General features: G+C 53.6%; 21 protein-coding genes. 11 read left to right on the forward strand and 10 right to left on the reverse strand.

What is annotated here, in order from left to right; translation table 11 throughout:
* Window positions 1-46 precede the first annotated feature (46 nt).
* On the forward strand, window positions 47-262 hold the full coding sequence (locus BM007_RS02650; protein WP_090417165.1) for a DUF6500 family protein: 216 nt from the start codon (window positions 47-49) through the stop codon (window positions 260-262).
* Here the strand turns inward: BM007_RS02650 and BM007_RS02655 are convergent.
* Window positions 251-1,297 (reverse strand): NAD(P)/FAD-dependent oxidoreductase, encoded by a 1,047-nt coding sequence (locus tag BM007_RS02655; protein ID WP_254780640.1) that lies wholly within the window; start codon window positions 1,295-1,297, stop codon window positions 251-253. The two genes, BM007_RS02650 and BM007_RS02655, sit on opposite strands and share 12 nt — an antisense overlap.
* 336 nt (window positions 1,298-1,633) lie before the next feature.
* Here BM007_RS02655 and BM007_RS02660 point away from each other — a divergent pair, with 336 nt between their 5' ends.
* Window positions 1,634-2,803, forward strand: a complete 1,170-nt coding sequence (locus BM007_RS02660) for a hypothetical protein (protein WP_090417169.1) — start codon at window positions 1,634-1,636, stop codon at window positions 2,801-2,803.
* 215 nt (window positions 2,804-3,018) lie between these two features.
* Here BM007_RS02660 and hxsA read toward each other — a convergent pair whose 3' ends face one another.
* The 4 genes from hxsA to hxsD are packed head-to-tail and all read right to left on the reverse strand — an operon-like array spanning window position 3,019 to window position 6,416.
* On the reverse strand, window positions 3,019-3,654 hold the full coding sequence (hxsA, locus tag BM007_RS02665) for a His-Xaa-Ser repeat protein HxsA (protein WP_090417171.1): 636 nt from the start codon (window positions 3,652-3,654) through the stop codon (window positions 3,019-3,021).
* Window positions 3,651-4,763: a His-Xaa-Ser system radical SAM maturase HxsC gene (hxsC, locus tag BM007_RS02670; RefSeq protein ID WP_090417173.1), complete on the reverse strand. Its 1,113-nt coding sequence runs from the start codon at window positions 4,761-4,763 to the stop codon at window positions 3,651-3,653. Before hxsC ends, hxsA begins: the two co-directional genes overlap by 4 nt.
* Window positions 4,756-6,144, reverse strand: a complete 1,389-nt coding sequence (gene hxsB, locus BM007_RS02675; RefSeq protein WP_090417175.1) for a His-Xaa-Ser system radical SAM maturase HxsB — start codon at window positions 6,142-6,144, stop codon at window positions 4,756-4,758. Before hxsB ends, hxsC begins: the two co-directional genes overlap by 8 nt.
* A complete protein-coding gene (gene hxsD / locus BM007_RS02680; RefSeq protein ID WP_090417177.1) occupies window positions 6,144-6,416 on the reverse strand; it encodes a His-Xaa-Ser system protein HxsD in 273 nt (90 codons plus the stop codon). Before hxsD ends, hxsB begins: the two co-directional genes overlap by 1 nt.
* Before the next feature lie 281 nt (window positions 6,417-6,697).
* Between hxsD and BM007_RS02685 the strand changes: the two genes are divergently transcribed.
* On the forward strand, window positions 6,698-7,108 hold the full coding sequence (locus BM007_RS02685; protein ID WP_090417179.1) for a YybH family protein: 411 nt from the start codon (window positions 6,698-6,700) through the stop codon (window positions 7,106-7,108).
* A 44-nt stretch (window positions 7,109-7,152) separates the two neighbouring features.
* Here the strand turns inward: BM007_RS02685 and BM007_RS02690 are convergent, their stop codons facing one another.
* A complete protein-coding gene (locus BM007_RS02690; protein ID WP_090417181.1) occupies window positions 7,153-7,608 on the reverse strand; it encodes a hypothetical protein in 456 nt (151 codons plus the stop codon).
* Between the two features lie 428 nt (window positions 7,609-8,036).
* On the opposite strand from BM007_RS02690, the gene BM007_RS02695 reads away from it, so the two are divergent.
* Window positions 8,037-8,660, forward strand: coding sequence for a glutathione S-transferase family protein (locus tag BM007_RS02695; protein WP_090417183.1), 624 nt, complete (start codon window positions 8,037-8,039; stop codon window positions 8,658-8,660).
* 158 nt (window positions 8,661-8,818) lie between these two features.
* On the forward strand, window positions 8,819-9,556 hold the full coding sequence (locus tag BM007_RS02700) for a YoaK family protein (RefSeq protein ID WP_090418206.1): 738 nt from the start codon (window positions 8,819-8,821) through the stop codon (window positions 9,554-9,556).
* On the opposite strand, the gene BM007_RS02705 is transcribed toward BM007_RS02700, so the two are convergent.
* Window positions 9,506-9,955, reverse strand: coding sequence for a MerR family transcriptional regulator (locus BM007_RS02705; RefSeq protein WP_090417185.1), 450 nt, complete (start codon window positions 9,953-9,955; stop codon window positions 9,506-9,508). The genes BM007_RS02700 and BM007_RS02705 overlap by 51 nt on opposite strands.
* 92 nt (window positions 9,956-10,047) lie before the next feature.
* Between BM007_RS02705 and BM007_RS02710 the strand changes: the two genes are divergently transcribed.
* The 6 genes from BM007_RS02710 (at window position 10,048) to clcB (ending at window position 16,116) form a co-directional block, all read left to right on the forward strand.
* Entirely contained in the window at window positions 10,048-10,995 is a 948-nt protein-coding gene (locus BM007_RS02710; RefSeq protein ID WP_061715361.1) for an NAD-dependent epimerase/dehydratase family protein, read from the forward strand.
* 275 nt (window positions 10,996-11,270) lie between these two features.
* A complete protein-coding gene (gene osmY / locus BM007_RS02715; protein WP_090417187.1) occupies window positions 11,271-11,981 on the forward strand; it encodes an osmoprotectant ABC transporter permease OsmY in 711 nt (236 codons plus the stop codon).
* 18 nt (window positions 11,982-11,999) lie between these two features.
* The gene (gene osmX, locus BM007_RS02720) at window positions 12,000-12,899 is read left to right on the forward strand and encodes an osmoprotectant ABC transporter substrate-binding protein OsmX (protein WP_090417189.1); all 900 of its coding nucleotides are present in this window, start codon (window positions 12,000-12,002) and stop codon (window positions 12,897-12,899) included.
* 8 nt (window positions 12,900-12,907) lie between these two features.
* A complete protein-coding gene (osmW, locus tag BM007_RS02725; RefSeq protein ID WP_023311514.1) occupies window positions 12,908-13,555 on the forward strand; it encodes an osmoprotectant ABC transporter permease OsmW in 648 nt (215 codons plus the stop codon).
* Window positions 13,555-14,703, forward strand: a complete 1,149-nt coding sequence (gene osmV / locus BM007_RS02730; RefSeq protein ID WP_090417191.1) for an osmoprotectant ABC transporter ATP-binding protein OsmV — start codon at window positions 13,555-13,557, stop codon at window positions 14,701-14,703. The genes osmW and osmV overlap by 1 nt, the downstream gene beginning before the upstream one ends.
* Before the next feature lie 102 nt (window positions 14,704-14,805).
* The gene (gene clcB, locus BM007_RS02735; protein WP_090417192.1) at window positions 14,806-16,116 is read left to right on the forward strand and encodes a voltage-gated ClC-type chloride channel ClcB; all 1,311 of its coding nucleotides are present in this window, start codon (window positions 14,806-14,808) and stop codon (window positions 16,114-16,116) included.
* Here the strand turns inward: clcB and bioD are convergent.
* The 3 genes from bioD to BM007_RS02750 all read right to left on the reverse strand — a co-directional run bounded on the left by bioD (window position 16,051) and on the right by BM007_RS02750 (window position 19,124).
* Window positions 16,051-16,746, reverse strand: a complete 696-nt coding sequence (gene bioD, locus BM007_RS02740) for a dethiobiotin synthase (protein ID WP_024909130.1) — start codon at window positions 16,744-16,746, stop codon at window positions 16,051-16,053. The two genes, clcB and bioD, sit on opposite strands and share 66 nt — an antisense overlap.
* A gap of 130 nt (window positions 16,747-16,876) precedes the next feature.
* Window positions 16,877-18,097 (reverse strand): sugar metabolism global transcriptional regulator Mlc, encoded by a 1,221-nt coding sequence (mlc, locus tag BM007_RS02745; RefSeq protein ID WP_024909131.1) that lies wholly within the window; start codon window positions 18,095-18,097, stop codon window positions 16,877-16,879.
* Window positions 18,098-18,191: 94 nt separating this feature from the next.
* The gene (locus BM007_RS02750) at window positions 18,192-19,124 is read right to left on the reverse strand and encodes a LysR family transcriptional regulator (RefSeq protein WP_048989573.1); all 933 of its coding nucleotides are present in this window, start codon (window positions 19,122-19,124) and stop codon (window positions 18,192-18,194) included.
* Window positions 19,125-19,149: the final 25 nt, after the last annotated feature.

Below are 19,149 nucleotides of genomic sequence, written 5' to 3' on the forward strand. Positions count from 1 at the left end.
CTTGCGGCTTTTTTAGTCAGAACATGAAAAGCGTAAAGGAGATGACGTGCGCCAAGCAATGAAGGAAAAAATCATCAGGATCTGTGATTCAAAAATCGCCTCTAAGGGAAGCGATGTTGGGCTTTCGTTTTATGCTTTTTTTGCTAATAAAAACGACGATCCTGAACTGCTTATGGAAGTGGCACACTGGTGGATTATGGAGATGAAGCTGGACCATTTTGAAAAGGCAGAAAAGATCAGAAACCTCGTCTCAGCCCTTTAACACGCTAAAGCGGGATGGCCGGTAACAGTGCGGGATTTCATCGCTCTGGCCGTCGCATAACTCCTCTGAGACCAGTCTGCCAATCGTCGCTGCGCACGTAACGGCTGGGTGCATCGAGGCGACGTAAACCGTCCTGCGCTCATCAGCAAAACCAAGAACGGGATACCCATCCTGAATAACAGGACGCTCTCCTGTTGAGTACTGGATGAGAGCAGCCGACTCTGCGCCCGTGAGCCTGCTTCTTACCGCGCGTTGTGCAGCCTTCGCCGTTTCTCTGACGTTGCCGTTTGCCGGGTAATCTTCTGCGGCTAACAAATCCCCGTTGTGCGCTTGCCGAACCTCAATGTCATCACCGGAGAGGATCGTGTTGACCACGTTCCGGGAGGCCTCAAAGCGCAACAATATGGCCGGTGATGACAAAACCGGAACATGAATACCCACCCGCTCAGTCAGCGCTGGAATACCTGTACCGCAGGCCAGCACGACGCAATCTGCATCCAGTTTCCCCCGAGAGGTCAGGACGCCTGTCACCTTCCCCTCCGTCATGCAAAGCCCCGTAACGGTTGTTTGGGTATTTAGGACGACGCCCTTCTCACAGGCTTTGTCGAGCAATAATCGCGTTGCGCTGACGGCATCAATAGCACCATCTTTTGCAGCATAGCGGGCCTCTGAGGGAGGATTGTTCAAAGCCGGTTCAAGACGGCCAATCTCCGCCTTGTGGAGGAGACGTTCGTCCTGCAGGCAGGACCCGGATGCCGCACCGTAGGTTAACGAACCGCTCCATTTAATGTTAGGTTCCGGTATGTGTTCTTCTAGCCTGTGCCAGTCCGCAAGTGCGATGCGCCGGATAAACACGTCTGTCGCATCATCCTTCACCACACCGGTCAGCCAGCCAAACGCGCTGCCGGTTGCACCTGACGCAGGCATATTCTGTTCTACGAGGGTGACATCAAATTCACGGTGGGCGAGATGCCATGCTATGGATACGCCAGTGATCCCAGCACCTACGACGACAATCCTTTTTTTATGGGTCACGGTGCCCTTCTCCTTTGCGGGAAACCTGTTTATGCCTGATGTAAAAGTAATCTCTTACAGACAATTTTGTATGATCGCAAAATCCGTGGGGACTGCGGTTCAGGACGAAAGATTTAAAGGTCTGTATCTCACTCATGAGCGACCTTATGGCCTCGTTTTATGTACGCTTGGTGCCGGAAGCGGAAGTTGAACAACCATCTGTGCGATTAAAATATAACAATAGTTTGATGGAGGAGCGGGTATCACTACCTTAAAACATGATATCTAAGAGGGATTGATTGTTACCAGGAACCCAGACGGGTTTATCGTTGATGGAGCTAAGTTGAGATATCCGTTATGAAGAGATCAATAACATACAAAAATGATCGTATGCCAGCACCGAGAACAAATCACTTTACGCCTGAAGCGAGGCAGCGTGTTATCAATGGACTCGTTGCGACGGCTAAAGCTGACTTCGTATCTTTAGTTCACTGGCTGAAAACAGGTAAACAGAATGGTGAACCTATTCCGTTAGATAAATGCGAAAGTCTTCGAACCGCTATTCTTAATCTTGATACCCTTAAAGCTGGTGTACAAACCGACTGGAAGCAGGCGATCCAGTTGATGGAAAAAGAAATCAAAAAAAGCCATCAATTGAATGCCTCAGTTCCTACATCCTCGCAGCTAATTACTGGTGTTCTGCGAAATCTTAATGATATCAGCGAGAAGATCGCTGCGGGTAAAGCTGTTCCCGAGATGCTTGGCTGGCTCGAAAATATGCAGCAAATGATTACCAACCTCAAGGGAAATGAGGGTCTGGTTAAAAGTATCAGTATTCTAACCCGAAGTGCACAGGATGCTTTGCGTGGTTATAGCAAGAATCAGTCAAAATCAAAAATCAGGAAGCCTGAAAAAATAAATCCTCTCCTTCGTGATGAGCAATCCTTTCGGACCGAGTGTGCCCCTCTGATCGGGGAAAGCGATATTTTCATAATCGCTAGTTGCCTTATTTCAATGTCGGCTCGATTGGGGCAGTCCCCTGTTAACCTGGCTAAAAGAGCAGCCGCTTTAAAAGGTGTCATCAAAACTGAGCTTTTGCCCGAACTGCTGGAGTTACTTCAGCAGGATGTAGAGTTGAATGCCTTAGTACCGCTCCACAGAGACAAAGATGACAATACTCGTAGTGATGGTGGTAAGCTTGTTGGATTGACAGGGGTCGTTGAGGGGGGCTCTTCTATCGGTGTGGAAGCGCAGCGCATTATTACCGCAGAACTTAAAAAGCTTGCGTATATCTCCGGAGTTCAGCGCGTTTATCTGGATACAGCTCGTTTAGGACTGGCTTTGGAAGATGATACGTTTAGGGTTATTGAAGAGGTAAAACGTATCGCAGGGAAGCATAATTTGAGTCCATTATCGGTTGCGGTGTATTCGACTTACAAAACGCCAGGCATAAGACCGGAGATCGCCGGAGATGTTATTACTTTACTGGCACAGGATGAGGTTCTTTCAGCGACAGTCAGACGGTAACTTTATTTTTATTAGCTCCGATTTGCCCTGACATAGGTGTGGTGCAGGGCCGGGCTCAATCTGACAGTCCGCTCCGTGCCAGAAGCGGACATTGATAACATCGCAATATCTTAATTTATGGGGAGCAGTTCGCGGACGTTGCTTACTCTTAGTAACCAATAGTGTGCACGCGACTAAAACAATTTATTACTTTTCATTTTATGCCCCACTGAGATTTAACGAGCCAAAATATTTAACGAGTTCAATAATTGAGTATCCAGCGTTTCAGTTGCAGGGGTTGGTAGTCCGTTCGCAATGCGATAATTTTTTATTGACTGCCTTGTGGAAGGCCCCATTATGCCGTCAATATTCCCGTTGTAATAACCTTTGTCCAGCAAAGCGAATTGAACCCGCATGATTAAGCGCTTACGCTTCTCTGTACCAGAAGTCAGCCCATTACTTGCACGGTTAGCTTCTGTAGTTCCACCAGAATTCGTAGTAGTAGAGTTGTTATTGTCGTTAGAACGAAGCGAACGCACAGAGGAAGAGGATGATGAGGAACTTGTTCCTGAACTTGAAGACCCAGATGAGCTTGGTGAGCTGTATGTTTTTGGATAATAAGGAGTGCTGCCACCATAGTACCCTCCACCTGATGATGATCGGTGAGAACTATGGCTTCGATGGGAGCTATGACTGCGATGCCCTGCAATGTAGAATGGAATTTCGGTGTTAAGTGGGGCTATCACTAAATCATGTTCATTAAGAGTCATACCGGGCAAATCACTTGCTCCGGTAGATGAATCACTTGCCCATACAGAATTATTAAGTACCAAAAATCCCGGAAGTAGAGCAGCAAAATTAAATTTTTTCATAAAATCGGTCTCGGTGGTTGATGAAAACGACCTGTTGAGGAACTGAAATAACCTGCACAGGAAGACTTCTGAGTGCATTCATCACATTCTTTAGGATAGTAATTTTTCCAATCAGAGATCGACTGAGCAGCAAGCTCCCAAGCTCTTTCAGGAAGATGACACAAAGGATAATTAAAAATTGTTAAAGGTATGCCTGACCTGTGCGCAGCGTCTATGGCGGAGGTTATTTTCTCACTATAACTGCTGTGCTCAATGAAGATTGTTGACCAGTTCTTTCGTGCCCAACCGATAGATTCCAGCCCCATAAGGGAAATCTGATTAATGTTGGAGAACACTCGGCCAACGAATTCTACAATATCATCCAATTCTGTATAGTTAGCCAGTGTCGGAATAACTCTAAGTTCGATATTAATCCCTGAGTTTCCTGCATTGATTAACCCCTTAACCGTTTCATTAAATGCGCCATCACTCCCTACCAGATGATCATGCACAAGTGGTCTTGATGAGTAGAGCGGGATACCAAAGGTGATTTTGATCTTTTTGCTTCGCTTTGCCATTTCCTGAGTAAAGTTGATATCAGCAAATTTGCGTCCGTTTGTTAAAACATGCAAAGCAGTATCTGGTGAATTCTCGATGATAAAATCAATGAAGTGAAGGAAATCATCTCCATACAGCAAAGGTTCTCCACCGCTGACCCCAACAACTCCATCCAAACCAAATGAAGCTATAGCAAGAGCTGATTGGGTAAGTAGCCAGTCATCATTTGATTTCTTTGGTGGCTGCGAACAAAACAGACACAAGTTATTGCAGCGTTCCGTCACTAAGACAGTATTATGATTGGCTCTGCGGGACAGAATTACGCGTATCATATTGCCATTGTTGATTATCCCAATATCTCCATCTTCAATTGACTCATATAATTCAGTGCTAATAACAGAGAAATCAAAGCATGGTCGAATGGCATCATTATTGCCTTCAGCAACTACCAGTAAATTGGGCAAAAAGAATAAAGGGTTCATTGGCTTTTGTTTGCATAACCGATAGAACCCCGTGGGCACATTCTTTTTTGAAGCAAAATGAAAGATATCGTTCCTAATAACCTCAGACATATGCCCATCCTTTTAGCATCTCAGCCTTCGGACCACCTTCTGAGATGCAGTTCATCAGATACCTGAACATCCCCTTGTGATACTGACAAAACGTTGAACGACTCCTATCACCAACAGGCTCACCCTGTACACTTATGTTCTGGCATGGATCTGCACCGCAAAATGGTTGATATGCACATGTATCACAACCTGGCAGAGCAAAATTAAACGATGAAGTCAACACTGCGTTATAGTAAGGACTCTTAGAAAATGATAGCGTTTTAACCTCACCCGCACTGAACTCCGTTTCAGGGTTCACCTTCTGCAACATACGGCTCTCATCGCTACCATATACTCGACCGTCATAATTGAAAAGAATACTGTTAAGTACGACCCCGCTTGGCGACTTTAAATCCGCATAACCACTAAAGCCGGGATTGAAGATCCTTTTCAGATGAATGGAGGCCGAATGTTCCACAACCCTTATCCCTTCATTATTCATCTTAAGGATTTCATCTATCAACGAGGCATAGAAACTGAAGTATTCCTCCATAGAAAATGTGAACGATGCTTTTTGTGCAAACCCATAGGGACTAACAGGTCGGATAAACATGTCCTTGAGGCCAAGAGACAAGTGAGCCTGGACAATCGATTCAGGATGCCTAATGAGATCTTTAGTAACTGTAGTAACCGTTGCAACGCGACCAGCGCCTAAAGACCGTTTGATAGCCTCTACCCCTGATACTGTTCTACTGTACGCAATCCCATGACCAAGAATTCGATTACTGTTGTGAACAACTTCCTCACCATCAAGCGAAACAGAGAACGTTATGTTCCTATCTCTCGACCATTCAAGCATATCCTCATTCAAGACAGACAGGCTTGATGCTACCACCATCTCAAAATCGGTGCTTCCCAGCGTTTCAGCACATTGCTCATAGATAGACTGAATTAAATCGAACCGCAATAGTGGCTCTCCACCCTGTATCTCTATCTTATAAGGTGGAGTTGATAGTTTTTTGATAGTAGAAATGATATCAGGGATGAGAGCGGGATCTAGATCATAACCAGAGGCGTTCACGGAAGCTCTACTGACCTGACAATACTTGCAGGTATGGTCGCAACGTAATGTGGGCACAATCATGAAAATTGGTCTGACCGCCAGTTCATTCATCAATCGTTTTGCAAAAGCAGAACTTAAAGCATAGGGAGTTATAGCCGATGAGCTTTCGTTGGTTATGAACAGCTTGCTTTCTAGTGCGTTTGATTGATCCGCACTGATTTGCTCATCAGAAAGATCAAGCAGCTCTTGCTCATTAATGAAGTGATGAAAGCCAGCGAGGTTGCTTATAAAAACCCGTCCATTAGGCAATCTGTCAAAATTGAATGGCATCAATTCCATTACGAAAGCCTTTCATCTACGCTGCGAAGCACTTTATGGACAATAGAATCTCTCAACGCCCCTGTTTTATGCTGTAGCTTTTCTCGCAAAACGTAATCATTCAGCAGCCTCTCGAATTCATAAAGGCATTCGGGACTATCGTTTTCAAAAGAGATTGTCCAAGAGGATAGCTCCTCAAGGAGTTTCCATCGAGTAAGTGGAGTCATCCAGTATAGGCTATTGCGTATAACCCACTCAGAATAAAGTTCTTTTTCAAACGTTCTTTCGCACATTGCCATTACCTTTCAATGCAAATAATCACGATCAGCAGCTGCTTCAAAGCAGATTTTTCCTATGGAAATAATGATACAACATATCTATCGATATGTTACAAGTGACTAGGGTGCCGTTGAACAATACATCGCAACGTTCGTAATGCCATCACCAATTGTGAACTTCTGCTTCTCGCTCTTAGCAGACGTAACGTTCCCCTCCCGCCATTAAACCTGGTAGCTATACAAACACGCCAGACTGTTACGTTAATACCTGTTTACCCTATAAAGAGGAAACGCGCATGACCCCACATCCGCTACGCCAGATAATCGAATCCTGTGACCACGCCATCACCACCAAAAACTATGACGCCCTGATGGAGTATTACGCCGACGATGCGGCTCTGGTGGTCAAGCCAGGCATGACGGTTAAAGGCAAAGAGAACATCCGCAGCGCGTTTATTGCCATCTCTGATTATTTTCAGGATCAGCTGATCGTCGAACAAGGGGAGATGCAGGTGATCGAAGGTGGCGGTAATGCCCTCGTTATCATGGAAACCGTTCTGCGTTTTCCTGATGGCCAGGGTGGAATAACAGAAATGTCGCGCCGCGCGACCTATGTTTTTCGACAGGAAAGCGATGGTCGCTGGCTTTGTACCATCGACAACTCTTACGGTACGTCGCTTCTGGATACCGGGAACCCCTCGCGTTAATCACACTTTCAAAGGGGCGCTTCCGCCCCTCCACGCCTGCGCCCTTAATGTGTAGTGATGCGCGGCTCCTTCACAAACTCAGCCAGCAGCCACACCATATCGTGCAGCAGGCCTGTCAGTTCCTTCGCTACGTGAGCGGGCAGCGTTCCCCCCCTCACCGCCTGTGTCAGCGCCAGAACGTAGTCCACCTGAGTCAGGGTGTCCTGCCAGCAGTCCGGCACACAGGAGTTGATTTTCTCACCCATGATCAACTGTTCAATCAGGTATGGCGGAAGATCGGCATCGCAGAGCTCACGCAGCTTGCGCAGGGTCTGAAGGAGACGCTCGCACAGCGCAGTGCGGCTCGCGACATCATCGATTTCGACCAGCACGCTCACCAGCGCGGCGCAGTTGTCGGCGACGACAAACAGATCGGCATCAGCCGGAAGCGGCCGGGAGATAAGTTGCAGAATGACGTTTTCGTCAGATGGAAGATAAGTCAGGGTTGGGATAGTAGCCATACAAGGCATCCTTCTATATGCAATTCATTTAACCACCCAGTGAGTTCCTACGCTCGGGGGGTAGCGCTGACAGAGGTAGGAATACCGCCCATATAGAAAAACGGCCAGCCTTACGGCTGCTCCGCCAGCGCCACCGTTATTGTAACGAGATCGGCACTGCTGCGACATACGTAATGTCACTATATGGTTGACGGGTTCCTACGCCCGATTGCGGATGTGCCGCAACGCAGGCACTTTACGACTGCGCTCCGTTGAGGAAAAGTCATAACACTGAATTTCATAAGGTTACTTTGCGGTTTGCGAGGCGCCTTCCAGAAACGTTTACCAGGGCCAGACAGAACACGCCCCACCAAATTTTGCCCCAACCTTCCCCGTGCAACTGGTGTATTGTTTTTAGACAATTCATTCCTCTAAAGGACACCTGCGCAATGATCACCATCCTCGGCAAAACCACCTCCATAAACGTTCGAAAAGTACTCTGGACCTGCGAAGAAGCAGGCATAGCCTATCAACAGGAAGATTACGGCAGTGGTTTTGCCTCAACGGAAACGGATGCCTTCCGCGCCCTGAACCCCAACGCCATGGTGCCGGTGCTGATTGATGGCGATTTCGTGCTGTGGGAGTCCAATTCCATCTGCCGCTATCTGGCGCGCAAGGCCGGACGTCACGACCTGCTGCCCGCAGAACCGCAGGCCTGCGCCAACGTTGAGCGCTGGATGGACTGGCAGGCCACTGAATTTAACAACGCCTGGCGCTATGTCTTCCCGGCGCTGGGCCGTAAAAACCCGGACTTTAACGACCCTGAGCGCATTGCGGCGGGAATCAAAGAGTGGAACCACTGCATCACCATTCTGGAAAACCAGTTACAGCGCACCGGGGCCTTTGCGACGGGCGAGACGTTTACCCTCGCTGACGTGGTGCTTGGGCTGTCGGTGAATCGCTGGAAAATGACGCCGTTTGATAAGCCAGACGTGCCCGCCATTGAGGCCTGGTTCGAGCGTCTTAACCAGCGTCCGGCATTTTTGCGTCACGGCAATAACGGCATGGTGTAAAACTTAATGCCTGAATGAATACCGCAACGAGGCTGTTTTTTTAATTACGAAACCCTGATTGTCGTCAGAGGGAATAATAATTAAGCCATATCCTGGACAGCCCGTTGCACCGCTTTGCTAGCCTGACTATTCAGGCAAAGCTCAACCCGGAGGTATTCTTGCTGATTAGACTCAAGAAAGAACGAACGCATAAGGAGGATCGCCGGCTTGCTCTCTGGCTGGCGACCTCGGCAGGTTTGCTGAATGCCATCGCCCTCGGGGCATTCGGTTTTTTCCCCTCACACATGACCGGCAACACCTCACAGTTATCCAGCGAAGTCTCTTCCACTGACCTGAGCGATATCATTTTCTTCGGCTCGATTATTCTCTCCTTTGTCGCAGGCGCCATTCTTGCCCGCATGATTGTAATATGGGGCATTATCCATAACGTCAGGCTGGTTTTTTGCCAGATCCTGTTCGTCGAGGGGATATTGCTGACCGGTGTCTCATTCTACGAGATGTATTTTCAGGCCCTCAACAGCAACCGCGAAATTATTCTTTTTCTCTGCTTTCTGATGGGCATTCATAATTCCACTTCTACGCAGCTTTCCGGCGGACGGGTGAGATCGACGCACATTACCGGCACGCTAACGGACGCGGGGATTTCCCTGGCCTCCGTAATGGTGGCGATGCTGCGCAGGGATTACTCCAAAGATACGGCGGCGCAAAAAAGTCAGCTGAAAACCCACTTAACCACCCTGTTTTCGTTTATTACGGGCGGTATCGCGGGGCTGCTGCTTTTCCGATGGATTGGCTTTAACGCCATGCTAGCGCTTGGGCTGATGCTCGCCGTAGTCGCTATCGTTTCAATTATCACCGTCTCGACGCGGGTTAGACGGGTTCGCGCTACCGTCTGAGCGTTGCAGCTGCCCCAGCAGACGCTGCATGTTGTCGTCGCAGGAGATCCCATCCGGACGGTTGGTGATACTCGCGACCAGCGTCAGCAATTCTCTGCGGTTTTCCTCAAGCTGCTTCTGCATCGCTTCTATTTCGGCAATACGCGTTTTCAGGGACTGGATCAGTCCCTCATGATCCCAGTGCTGTTGCGGCTGCGGCAGGAAGCGGCGTATTTGCTCCAGTGAGAACCCGGTACGCTGCGCGTTGTCGATGATGTTCAGCAGCGCTGCCGCCTCTTGAGAATACGTTCGGTAGCCGTTCCCCTGCCTGACGGGTCTCGGCAGTAAACCTTCCGCCTCATAGAACCGAATGCGCGACGGGGAAATACCCGTCATTTTCGACAGCTCGCCAATTCTCATTTGATCTGCTCTTACGTCTTGACCTTAAAGTTAACTTTAAGCTTAAACTTTTTATACGGTCAACCGGATCGTCATCTCATCAGGAAGCTCATATGCAAACTATTCTGGGTGCCAGCGGGCAAATCGCCCGTGAACTGACCCGCGAATTAAAACGCGCCTATACCGACGATATCAGGCTGGTCAGCCGCCATCCGCAGAAAGTCCACGCCAGCGATATCACGGTTGCGGCCAATCTTCTGGATGCGCAGCAGACGCAGGAGGCGGTTAACGGCAGCGATACGGTCTATTTTACCGCTGGTCTGCCGCCTGATTCCGCGCTGTGGGAGCGTCAGTTCCCAACCATGCTGGAAAATGCGCTGGAGGCCACGCGAAAGGCTGGCGCAAGATTCGTCTATTTTGACAATACTTACATGTACCCCCAGAGCGACGTGCCACAAACTGAAGAGACGCGCTTTGCGCCCCGGGGGCGGAAAGGCAACGTGCGTGCGCTGATGGCCAACCGGGTGCTTGCCGAAATGCAGCGGGGCGACATTCCCGTCCTCATCGGTCGGGCCCCGGAGTTTTACGGGCCTGAGAGAACGCAGAGCTTCACGAATACGCTCATTATCGACAGGCTGAAGCAGCACAAACGCCCGCGAGTTCCGGTACGTGACGATACGCTTCGCACCCTCATCTGGACGCCGGATGCCAGTCGCGCGCTCGCCCTGCTGGGCAATACGCCTGAGGCCTACGGGCAGACGTGGCACTTGCCCTGCTGTGATGAAAGGCTGACGTATCAACAGTTTGTTACCCTCGCCTGCGATATCTTCGGCCAGAAGGCGGACTACGCCGTGCTGGGCGAGCTGGCCTTCGCCGCGACGGCGCTGTTTTCGCAGGGCGCGCGCGAAATGCGGGAGCTGTTGCCCAGATACGACGTTGATAACCTGTTTGATTCGACGAAGTTTAAGCGGCATTTTCCCGACTTTCCCGTCACTTCATACCGGCACGGTCTTGAAAACATCTGGCAGGAATGGAGATCAAAAGCGCACAAAACAGCGTAAATGCACTGCCGCACCGACAGAGGTGCGGCCATTGCTCGTGACAACGTCACTTTCACTTCTCGTCTTTAGGACTATTCTGCCTCTTCCTCAATCAGCCCTTACACCATAAGGCTTAACCCGAGGTTGTCACTGTTTTCATAGGGTTACTGATTCTACCCCTTCGCTGGAACCCTTCCCAAACGCTTGCTATAGGTGAAATACCCCTGCCGAAACATGGCATAACAACAGGCAACCGGTGGTTGCTATAACGCATGCGCACAGGGAGACACACCGCAATGCACCCATTACTCAAACGTTCGCTGCTGTTTGTCGGCGCCATTATCGTGGTTCTCGCCCTCCTCGTCTGGGGTATCGGGATGGAGACGATAAAGGCGCGTCAGGTTGACCTGGTCTACCTCGGGAAACAGCACATGATTCTGGTTTTCTCATCCATGTTTTTTGCCCTGCTGGTGGGTATTCCAGCCGGTATTCTGCTGAGCCGCCCGGCAGCGCGGGGTATCGCCGAATATGTGATGCAACTCTTCAACGTCGGCAACACGCTGCCGCCGCTGGCCGTTCTGGCGCTGGCAATGGTGGTGATTGGCATTGGCGACACGCCCGCCATCATCGCCCTGTTCCTCGCCTCGCTGCTGCCGATCGTCCGTAACACCTACGCCGGGCTGTGCTCAGTCCCGCCGTCGTTGCTGGAAGCGGCAAACGGCATCGGGATGACCAAATGGCAGCGTCTGCGTCAGGTTGAGCTGCCTGCCGCCTGGCCGGTCATGCTCTCGGGGATCCGCATCGCCACCGCCATTAACGTCGGTACAGCGCCGCTGGCCTTCCTGATTGGCGCCAGCAGCTACGGCGAGCTGATTTTCCCCGGCATTTATCTGAACGATTTCCCGACCCTGATCCTCGGCGCGGCGGCCACCGCCCTGTTCGCCCTGATCCTCGATACCCTGCTAGCGGCGCTGGGTCGCGTGATGAGTCCACATCTCGCTCGATAACAATAACAAGGAGCTTTTATGAGACTGTTTTCCGGCCTAACGGCGCTGTGTGCCGCGGCGCTGTTCACCAGCCAGGCGATGGCGGCCCCGCTGATTCTGGCGACCAAGAGCTTTACCGAGCAGCACATTCTCTCGGCGATGACCGTGCAGTACCTGCAAAAGAAAGGATTCCAGGTGCAGCCGCAAACCAATATCGCCACGGTGATTTCCCGTAACGCGATGATCAACAAGCAGATTGATATGACCTGGGAGTACACCGGCACGTCGCTGATCATCTTTAACCACATCAACAAGCGCATGTCGCCGCAGAAGTCTTACGAGACGGTGAAACGCCTGGACGCGAAGCACGGTCTGGTCTGGCTCAAGCCCGCCGATATGAACAACACCTATGCTTTCGCCATGCAGCGCAAGCGCGCCGAGGCGGAACACATCAACACCATGTCGGAGATGGTGGCGAAGATTGAGCAGATCCGTAAAACCAACCCGGACAAAAACTGGCTGCTGGGCTTGGACCTGGAGTTTGCCGGGCGCAGCGACGGCATGAAGCCGCTTCAGGCGGCCTATAAGATGGAGCTGGACCGCCCGCAGATCCGTCAGATGGACCCCGGCCTGGTCTATAACGCGGTACGCGACGGCTTCGTTGACGCCGGGCTGATTTATACCACCGATGGTCGCGTGAAGGGCTTCGACCTCAAGGTGCTGGAAGACGATAAAGGCTTCTTCCCAAGCTATGCGGTCACCCCGGTGGTGCGTAAGGACACGCTGGAGGCCAACCCCGGCCTGGAAGAGGCGCTCAACACCCTCTCGGCCCAGCTCAACAACGACGTTATCACCGAGCTGAACAAAAAGGTGGATATCGACCATCAGTCACCGCAGCAGGTCGCCCGCGATTTCCTGCGTAGCAAACAGCTGCTGTAGGAGGCGCTATGGAGACGATTCACTACATTCTGGACAACTGGGATTACCTGTTAACCCTGACGCTGCAGCACCTGTGGCTGGTAGCGCTGGCCGTAGGTTTAGCCATCATCATCGGCGTACCGCTGGGCATTCTGATTGTCCGCCACAGGTGGCTGGCAACGCCGGTGCTGGGGATAGCCACCATCGTGCTGACCATTCCGTCTATCGCCCTGTTTGGCCTGATGATCCCGCTGTTTTCGCTGATCGGTCAGGGAATTGGTGCCCTGCCCGCGATCACGGCGGTATTTCTCTACTCGCTGCTGCCGATTGTGCGTAACACCCATACGGCGCTCGACAGCCTGCCGCCCGGCCTGCGTGAAGCCGGACGCGGTATCGGCATGACCTTCTGGCAGCGCCTGCGCTGGGTCGAAATCCCGATGGCGCTGCCGGTGATTTTCGGCGGGATCCGCACCGCCGTGGTGATGAACATCGGCGTGATGGCGATTGCCGCGGTGATCGGCGCGGGCGGTCTGGGCCTGCTGCTGCTCAACGGCATCGGCGGAAGCGATATTCGCATGTTGATTGCGGGCGCGCTGATGATTTGTCTTTTAGCGATTGTGCTCGACTGGCTGCTGCACCGTCTGCAGGTGGTTCTGACTCCAAAGGGGATTCGATAATGATAAAACTGGAAAACCTCACCAAACACTTTTCACAGAAGCACGGCCAGACCTTTAAGGCCGTCGACAACGTTAACCTGACCGTGCCCGAAGGGGAAATGTGCGTCCTGCTCGGCCCGTCCGGCTGCGGGAAGACCACCACCCTGAAGATGATTAACCGCCTCATTACCCCAAGCAGCGGGACGATCCTGATTAACGGCGAAGACACCAGCGGGATGGACACCGTCACCCTGCGCCGCAACATTGGCTACGTGATCCAGCAGATTGGCCTGTTCCCGAACATGACCATCGAAGAGAACATTACCGTCGTGCCGCGCATGCTGGGCTGGGATAAAGCACGCTGTAAAACCCGTGCCGAAGAGCTGATGGATATGGTGGCGCTGGATCCGCATAAGTTCCTGAATCGCTACCCGCGCGAGATGTCCGGCGGCCAGCAGCAGCGTATCGGCGTGATCCGCGCCCTGGCGGCGGATCCTCCGGTACTGCTGATGGATGAACCTTTCGGGGCGGTGGACCCGATCAACCGCGAGGTGATCCAGAATCAGTTCCTGGAGATGCAGCGCAAGCTGAAAAAAACCGTCATGCTGGTGAGCCACGATATCGACGAAGCCCTGAAGCTCGGCGACCGTATCGCGGTGTTCCGTCAGGGGAAAATCGTGCAGTGCGCCAGCCCGGATGAGCTGCTGGCGAAACCGGCGAACGAGTTTGTCGGCTCGTTTGTCGGTCAGGACCGCACGCTGAAGCGCCTGCTGCTGGTCTCGGCGGGCGACGTCACCGACCAGCAGCCGACCATTACGGTGCGGGGCTCTACTCCGCTCCCTGAAGCCTTTGCGACCATGGATGATAATGATATTCGCGCGATAACCGTGGTTGACGAACACGGCAAGCCGCTGGGCTTTGTGAAGCGTCGCGAAGCGCGAAACGCCAGCGGGACCTGCGCCGACATCCTGCATCCGTTCCGCATGACCGGCAAAGCGGAAGACAACCTGCGCGTGGTGCTGTCACGCCTGTATGAGAGCAACACCAGCTGGATGCCGATCGTGGATGAGGACGGGCGCTACAACGGCGAGATTTCTCAGGACTATATTGCCGAGTACCTGAGTTCAGGGCGTACGCGTCGGGCGCTGAATATTCATAGCGACAACTAACCTTTCAGGCCGGGCATCGCCCGGCTTTTCCGCACGCATACCTTTTGCTAACCCCGCGATTTGCCGCCACAATATTGTATCGTCCCCGTTTACTCGCGACTCATGCAACGTCTTCATACGTACCCCGACATCCGCGCGATGTTTCGCCGACTGCTGATTGCCACCGTCACCGGCGTGCTGGCCGCGCTGGCCGTTGCGGTGTTCCGCCACAGCATGTACCTGCTGGAGTGGCTGCTTCTCAGCAACGACAGCGGCAGCCTGGTGAATGCCGCCGCGTCGCTCTCCCCCTGGCGGCGCGCGCTGACGCCAGCGCTGGGTGGTCTGGCCGCCGGGCTGCTGCTCTGGGGATGGCAGCGTCTGACCGCGCAGCGGCCTCATGCCCCCACCGACTACATGGAAGCGCTGGAGACCGGCGACGGCCAGTTTGACTACGGCGCCAGCCTGGTTAAATCCCTCGCCTCACTGCTGGTCGTTGCCAGCGGAAGCGCCATCGGGCGTGAAGGGGCGATGATCCTGCTTGCCGCCCTCGCCGCCTCCCTTTTCGCCCGGCGCTTTACGCCCAAATCCGAGTGGAAATTATGGATAGCCTGCGGTGCCGCCGCCGGGATGGCCAGCGCCTACCATGCTCCCTTAGCCGGAAGCCTGTTCATCGCTGAGATTCTGTTTGGCACCCTGATGCTGGCCTCGCTCGGGCCCGTGGTTATCGCGGCGGTGGTGGCGCTTCTCACCACGCAGCTTCTGGCGCCGGGTACCGGCACGCTCTACGCGGTCCATCTGAGCGGTATCCTCACCGCTACCGATTATGCCCTGCTGGTCGCGATGGGGCTGGTGGCGGGTCTCTGCGGGCCGCTGCTGATGTGGCTGATGGCGTTCAGCCACGGTCTTTTCTTGCGCCTCAAGCTTTCGCCACCGTGGCAATTAGCGCTGGGCGGTGCGATCGTCGGGCTGCTGTCTCTTCTGACGCCGAAGGTGTGGGGGAATGGCTACAGCGTGGTTCAGGCTTTTCTGCTCGCGCCGCCGCTGCTGTCGGTGATTGCCGGGGTGTTTATCTGCAAACTGCTGGCGGTACTGGCGAGCAGCGGGTCGGGCGCGCCGGGCGGGGTGTTTACGCCCACGCTGTTTGTCGGTATGGCAACGGGGATGCTGTTCGCGCAGCTGTTCGCGCTGTGGCTGCCGGGTTCTGAAACGGCGATTCTGCTGGGGCTGGCAGGAATGGCAACCCTACTTGCCGCCACCACGCATGCGCCCATTATGTCGGCGCTGATGGTCTGTGAAATGACCGGGCAGTATTTTTTACTGCCCGGCCTGCTGGTCGCCTGCGTGCTGGCGTCCGTATTGTCGCGGACGTTACGCCACGACTCTGTCTACGGTCAACACGCCACCGAGGGCAGAGAGATCGATGTACTGCGCTAGCTCGCGCTGCTCGGCGCGTGGCAGATAAGGCAGCTCGCCCACCAGCGGTCCGGGCAGTTTGGTGCTCAGCACGTCGATGATCTCCGCGTAGTGCGCCAGGCCCGGGTTGATGCGGTTTGCTACCCAGCCAACCAGCGGCAGGCCGTCATTGGCAATCGCCTGCGCCGTCAGCAGCGCGTGGTTGATGCACCCTTCCTGGATACCCACCACCATCACCACCGGAAGCTGCTCCTGCACAACCCATTCAGACAGCGGGCGCAAATCATTCATCAGGCTGCGCCAGCCGCCCGTCCCTTCAACCACGACGTGATCCACCTTCTCGCTCAGGTTCGCCAGGCCGTCGGACAACAGGGGATAATTAATCAGGCCGCTGTGCGCTACGCTGCTCTCCTCTTCGCTTAACGCAATGGGATTGACCGCGTGATAGGGCAACTCCAGTGACGAGACGCTTTGCAGCACCAGGGCGTCTTTATTGCGCAATCCCTCTGGCGTCTCTTTACTCCCTTTTGCGACCGGTTTGTACCCTGCCACGCGTTTACCGCTTGCTGCCAGCGCCTGCAGCAATGCGCGGGATACGACGGTCTTGCCGACAGAGGTATCTGTACCAGTAACAAAGAAACGCTTAAGCATGACTCACTCCACCTCTTGGGTATGCTTCGAAAATATAAACCAGGTAAATAATTCAGTGGAGGAAGTCTACGGGATGCATGCGCTACCCGGCTTGAGATAGCGCAATTTTTCTTACATCTGCGGAAAAGAGTTAACCCTGTAACAGGCGGATCAACAGCGAGCCGTTATACATGGCATCTTTGACCAGCGCCGCGCCAGCCATCGTACCCTGGTTGGAAAACTGGGTGCTTTCTACCGCAATGTTCCGGCTGTAGGCAGGAAGCGACTGCTGCTGAATACAGGCCGTAATCGCCGGGAAGAGGATCTCCGCCGCCTGACTGAGCGGTGAGCCAATGAGGATTTTTTGCGGGTTGAAGAGGTTCACCATTATCGCCAGAATGCGGCCAACGTTATTCCCCACCCCGGTAATGATGTCCTTCGCCAGCAGATCCCCCTGGCGCGCGGCGGCGCAGAGTGAATCCACCGTTAAGGGTTGTCCGTGCAGCGAGGAGCTCATGGACTGGCTGAGCCTGACCTGCGCCAGCTCCAGCACGCTTTCCACGCTGGCAATGGTCTCCAGACAGCCGTGGTTGCCGCAGTAGCAGCGCTTACCGTACGGGTCGACCTGGGTGTGGCCAATTTCCACCAGGCTGCTGCTTCCGGCGTGGAGAAGACGTCCGTCGGTAATCACGCCCGCCCCGACGTTATGGTCGATGACCACCTGAATCACATCCCGCGCGCCGCGGGACGCGCCGAACAGCGCCTCCGCCATCGTCCAGGCGCTGATGTCATGCTGAATATAGACCGGCACGCCGGTATGGTTTTTCAGCACCTCGCCCAGCGGCATCTCTTTGACATCGTCGTAAAACGGCATGCGGTGAACAATACCATTTTCGGTATCAATAATGCCCGGCATGGTGATGGCAATCGCCGTTAAGCGTTCAAGCCGCTGCTGATGGCGAATAAAGAAGCGATCGATGTGCGAGACAATCGCGTCGAGGAGCGGTTCCTCCGCGTTGAGCGGCAGTTCAAGGCGGTCTTCCACCACCAGCTTGCTGCTCAGATCGCGCAGCGCAAGGAAGATCTCGCCGCGGCTGATGCGCAGCGACAGGTAGTGCCATGCTTCCGTCTCAACCACCAGCCCGACTGCCGGACGGCCACGGCTGCCCGGCTCCTGAATTTCCGTCTCCTGAACCAGGTGCGCTTCCAGCATCTCGCGGACAATCTTGGTGATACTGGCAGGTGCCAGTTGTGCCAGGCGCGAAAGATCGATACGCGAAACCGGACCAAGCTGATCAATCAGGCGATACACCGCGCCAGCGTTGGTCTGCTTAATCTGATCGATATGCCCTGGCTGACTATCAGCAACCACCTCGTACTCCCTTATTTTCGAGCTTCGAAATAAACTGTTTGCTATGGTGAAGCACTTGCATGGCTGCCGTCAAATATTTACTTAGCCATGTGATTTACCGCACATTTTTGCCCCCTTTTCCCGGAAAATGCCGCCCGGCAGAGGCGCTTATTAACTGCTGCTTGAAGCGCTGTGCGGCATGGCTCTGCTCGCGGTGTTTAGACCAGACCAGCCACATTTCGGAAACGGCATCCTCTTCGGCAATGGTCACCCAGCGCATTTCGCGCAACTGGACCCGTTTAAAGGAGGCCGGAAGAATAGACACGCCCAGCCCGGCGGCGACCAGACCGATAATGGTCATCGCTTCCCCGACTTCCTGGGTGATGACCGGGGCCAGATCGTAGCGGCGCATCAGCCCCAGGATATCGTCATACAGACCCGTTCCAACCTGCGGGTCAAAAAAGACAAACGGCTCTTTTGCCAGCTCTGCCAGCGAAACCGCCGGACGCGACGCCAGCGGGTGATCGTGTGGGATCATTGCCATCAGCGGCTCGCGCAGGATCACCTCCCACGCCAGCGTATCCGGCAGTTGGGTGTTACGCATCAGTCCCAGATCCAGGGAACCTTCATTCAGCGGCGCAATCTGCTCGCGGGTGTTGATTTCGCGCGTCTGAATATGAACATCCGGGAAATGGCGGCGGAATGACGACAGCGTTTCCGAGACGGCGCTGATAAACGGTGCCGACGAGGTAAACCCGATCCGCAGCTCTCCGGCTTCCCCGAGATAGAGCCGTTCTGCCCGGGCGGCGGCGTCCTCGACCATGCTCAGAATTTGTCGGCTGTCGTTCAGGAACTGCTTGCCCGCCGCCGTCAGGCTCACGCTGCGGTTGGTACGGGCCAGAAGGCGCGCCCCAACCTGCTGCTCCAGGATCTGAATCTGCTGGCTTAACGGGGGCTGAGAGATATTCAGCCGTGCCGCCGCGCGGCCAAAATGCAGCTCTTCGGCGACGGCGACAAAGTAGCGGAGGTGACGCAGCTCGATATTCATATTTTTAAAGTATCATTTGAGATTA

The sequence above is a fragment of the Enterobacter sp. NFIX59 genome, from assembly GCF_900113755.1.
In the GTDB taxonomy this organism is placed as follows: domain Bacteria; phylum Pseudomonadota; class Gammaproteobacteria; order Enterobacterales; family Enterobacteriaceae; genus Enterobacter; species Enterobacter pseudoroggenkampii.

What these genes read in the sequence shown, in the direction of transcription:
- BM007_RS02660 (WP_090417169.1), top strand. Translation starts at nt 1,634, where the DNA reads ATGAAGAGATCAATAACATACAAAAATGATCGTATGCCAGCACCGAGA.
- hxsA (WP_090417171.1), bottom strand. Translation starts at nt 3,654, where the DNA reads ATGAAAAAATTTAATTTTGCTGCTCTACTTCCGGGATTTTTGGTACTT.
- hxsC (WP_090417173.1), bottom strand. Translation starts at nt 4,763, where the DNA reads ATGTCTGAGGTTATTAGGAACGATATCTTTCATTTTGCTTCAAAAAAG.
- hxsB (WP_090417175.1), bottom strand. Translation starts at nt 6,144, where the DNA reads ATGGAATTGATGCCATTCAATTTTGACAGATTGCCTAATGGACGGGTT.
- hxsD (WP_090417177.1), bottom strand. Translation starts at nt 6,416, where the DNA reads ATGTGCGAAAGAACGTTTGAAAAAGAACTTTATTCTGAGTGGGTTATA.
- BM007_RS02685 (WP_090417179.1), top strand. Translation starts at nt 6,698, where the DNA reads ATGACCCCACATCCGCTACGCCAGATAATCGAATCCTGTGACCACGCC.
- BM007_RS02690 (WP_090417181.1), bottom strand. Translation starts at nt 7,608, where the DNA reads ATGGCTACTATCCCAACCCTGACTTATCTTCCATCTGACGAAAACGTC.
- BM007_RS02695 (WP_090417183.1), top strand. Translation starts at nt 8,037, where the DNA reads ATGATCACCATCCTCGGCAAAACCACCTCCATAAACGTTCGAAAAGTA.
- BM007_RS02705 (WP_090417185.1), bottom strand. Translation starts at nt 9,955, where the DNA reads ATGAGAATTGGCGAGCTGTCGAAAATGACGGGTATTTCCCCGTCGCGC.
- BM007_RS02710 (WP_061715361.1), top strand. Translation starts at nt 10,048, where the DNA reads ATGCAAACTATTCTGGGTGCCAGCGGGCAAATCGCCCGTGAACTGACC.
- osmY (WP_090417187.1), top strand. Translation starts at nt 11,271, where the DNA reads ATGCACCCATTACTCAAACGTTCGCTGCTGTTTGTCGGCGCCATTATC.
- osmX (WP_090417189.1), top strand. Translation starts at nt 12,000, where the DNA reads ATGAGACTGTTTTCCGGCCTAACGGCGCTGTGTGCCGCGGCGCTGTTC.
- osmW (WP_023311514.1), top strand. Translation starts at nt 12,908, where the DNA reads ATGGAGACGATTCACTACATTCTGGACAACTGGGATTACCTGTTAACC.
- osmV (WP_090417191.1), top strand. Translation starts at nt 13,555, where the DNA reads ATGATAAAACTGGAAAACCTCACCAAACACTTTTCACAGAAGCACGGC.
- clcB (WP_090417192.1), top strand. Translation starts at nt 14,806, where the DNA reads ATGCAACGTCTTCATACGTACCCCGACATCCGCGCGATGTTTCGCCGA.
- bioD (WP_024909130.1), bottom strand. Translation starts at nt 16,746, where the DNA reads ATGCTTAAGCGTTTCTTTGTTACTGGTACAGATACCTCTGTCGGCAAG.
- BM007_RS02750 (WP_048989573.1), bottom strand. Translation starts at nt 19,124, where the DNA reads ATGAATATCGAGCTGCGTCACCTCCGCTACTTTGTCGCCGTCGCCGAA.